Below are 2601 nucleotides of genomic sequence, written 5' to 3' on the forward strand. Positions count from 1 at the left end.
AGCGCCAGAAAGTGCGCAGCGGCGGGAAGGCCTTGAAAATCCACTCCAGACGGGTGGTGTCCAGCGGCCCCGAGGTGGCGGCAAGGATCATATTTTCCTCGACCGTCAGATCGGTGAAAATCCCCATGTCCTCGGGGACAAAGCCGATGCCCAGCCGCGCCCGCGCCGGGGTCGGCAGGCCGGTGATGTCCTGACCGTCGAACCGGATCGCCCCGGATTTCGCCAGCCAATGGCCGATGATCGTGCGCAGGGTCGTGGTCTTGCCGACGCCGTTGCGGCCCAGCAGCATCGTCACCTGCCCGCGCGGCACCTCAAGATCGACGCCTTGCAGAATGTGATAGCGGGCGATGTCGGTGAACACCGACTCGAGTTTCAAAATCGGATCAGACATCGGTCAGCTCCCGGCCCAGATAGGCCTCTTGCACCACGTCCGAGGCCATCACCGTCGCCGGGTCGCCATCGGCCGCCAGCGCGCCGTTATGCAATACGATGATCCGGTCGGCCAGGGTGCGGATCACATCCATCTTGTGTTCGACCAGCAGCACGGTGCGGTCGGTCTCGGCCTTCAGTTCAGCGATCAGGTCCAGCACGACCGGCGCCTCGTCGACGCTCATGCCGGCGGTGGGTTCGTCGAACATATAGACCGCCGGGTCCAGCGCGATCAGCATCGCCACTTCCAGCTTGCGCTGGTTGCCGTGGCTGAGTTCGGACACGTTCTGATCTTTCAAATTGTCCAGCCGCACCCGCTCCAGCACCGCCATCGCGGCGACCGTCACGGCAGCATCGGATGAGGCCATCGACAACAGGCGAAAACCCTTTTTCTCGCGCGCCTGAATGACCAGACGCACGTTTTCCAGCACCGACAGGTTCGGGAACAGGCTGGTCAGCTGAAACGCCCGCCCCAGCCCGCGGGCACAGCGATCGGCGACCGAGGCGCGGGTGATATCCGCCCCCATCAGCCGGATCGTGCCCGCCGTAGCGGCGATCTGACCGGAAATCAGGTTGAAATAGGTGGTCTTGCCCGCGCCATTCGGCCCGACAATCGCGGTCAACTGGCCCGCGTGAAAGGCGCAGCTGACGTTATCCACCGCGACGTGACCGCCAAAGCGCACAGTCAGTCCGTTGGTTTCCAGAAGGGTCTGGGTCATGGCACTACCGATTTTGAAAAGGATTGCGGACACGGGGACAGGGGCCGCGGACGGCCCCTGTCCAACTGTCATCAGTTGCGGATCGGGATATTCATGTCGTCGATCCCCAGTTCACGCACCAGAACCGGGACGCCGTAATCCTTGCCGTCCTGAATTTCAGTGCGGAAGTGATACATCGCCTGCAGCGCCTGATGGTCTTCGGCGCGGAAGCGCATCATGCCCTTGGGCGAGTCGAACTCCATGCCTTCCATCGCGCCGATCAGCGCCTCGGTATCGTCGGCACCACCGGCTTTGCGGATGGCCTCGACCGCTGCGATCCCGGCAGCCATGCCACCTGCGGTGAAAAAGTCCGGCGGGGTGCCATAACGGGCGAAATGTTCTTTCACCAGCCAGTCATTCACCGGGTTCTGCGGGATTTCGTAATAGTAATAGGTCGCCCCTTCCATGCCGGGGAATTCCTTATGCGCCTTCAGCGCCGCCAGAATGTTGCCGCCCGTGGCCATCTCGATGCCGAACCGCGACGGGTCCATCGAGTTGATCTTGCTCATCGGGTTGTTGCCACCGGCCCAGATCACGAACAGCTTTTTCTTGCCGTCCACGTCTTTCAGTGCGTTGAACAGACGTTCGCCAGCTGCGGTGAAATCGGTGGTGTCGGTCGGCACGTATTCTTCATGCGCGATGGTCGCGCCGGTGCCGGCCAGGGCCTCGCGGAAGGCAGCGACGCCGTCACGGCCAAAGGCATAGTCCTGCGCCAGCGTGGCGATGGTCACGCCTTCGCCGCCCAGCGCCACAGCGTTCGAAATCGCATCCTGCGACGAGTTGCGCCCGGTGCGGAAGATATAGCGGTTCCAGTTGGCGCCAGTGATCGAATCCGCCACGGCGGGTTCGACGATCAGCACGCGCTCGTATTCCTCGGCCACCGGCAGCATCGCCAGCGCCACGCCCGAGCTGACCGGCCCGACCGCGATCTGCGCGTCGTCGTCACCAAAGGCTTCCGACAGCATCGCCTTGCCCAGATCGGGCTTCAGCTGGGTGTCTTTCTCGATCACGACGATCTTTTCGCCGTTGATTTCCATCGTGCCACCGGTGGCATATTCCAGCCCCATCATCAGGCCGTTATGCGACTGTGCGGCATAGGCCTCATAGGGGCCGGTCTTGCCATAGACATGGGCCAGACGGATCTCCGCCATGGCCGGCCCGGCGAGCATCAGCGCCGCAAGGCTGGTTGCGAGTAATTTATTCATTCCGGATCACCTCCCAAAGGTTCTTCGTTTAACTGAGAAAACATGAAACATGAATCAGCATTCATGTCAACGAAAGCTGTGCCTGTTCCGACAATACACGTGGCGCATGGCGCCGGTCCGGGCCGAAAACCGACCCGGACCGGCGCAAGGATGCGATGCAAGGGGTGAAAGAAATGTGACGGCGACCGGCCAGCGCGCCGGACGCGGGG

The 2601-nt window shown here is 62.4% G+C and carries 3 protein-coding genes; all 3 read right to left on the reverse strand.

All coding sequences use genetic code 11. The features are described from left to right. Positions 1-391, reverse strand: a 391-nt coding sequence (locus tag ABYW26_RS13145; protein WP_372605364.1) for an ATP-binding cassette domain-containing protein, incomplete at its 3' end; no start/stop codon positions are given. Then, entirely contained in the window at positions 384-1148 is a 765-nt protein-coding gene (locus ABYW26_RS13150; protein ID WP_372605365.1) for an ABC transporter ATP-binding protein, read from the reverse strand. The genes ABYW26_RS13150 and ABYW26_RS13145, both read right to left, overlap by 8 nt. A 71-nt stretch (positions 1149-1219) precedes the next feature. Next, complete coding sequence (locus ABYW26_RS13155) at positions 1220-2392, reverse strand: substrate-binding domain-containing protein (RefSeq protein ID WP_372605366.1); 1173 nt, start codon at positions 2390-2392, stop codon at positions 1220-1222. Between the last annotated feature and the right edge of the window lie 209 nt (positions 2393-2601).

This window comes from Actibacterium sp. (assembly GCF_041584535.1).
Taxonomy (GTDB): Bacteria; Pseudomonadota; Alphaproteobacteria; order Rhodobacterales; family Rhodobacteraceae; genus Actibacterium_D.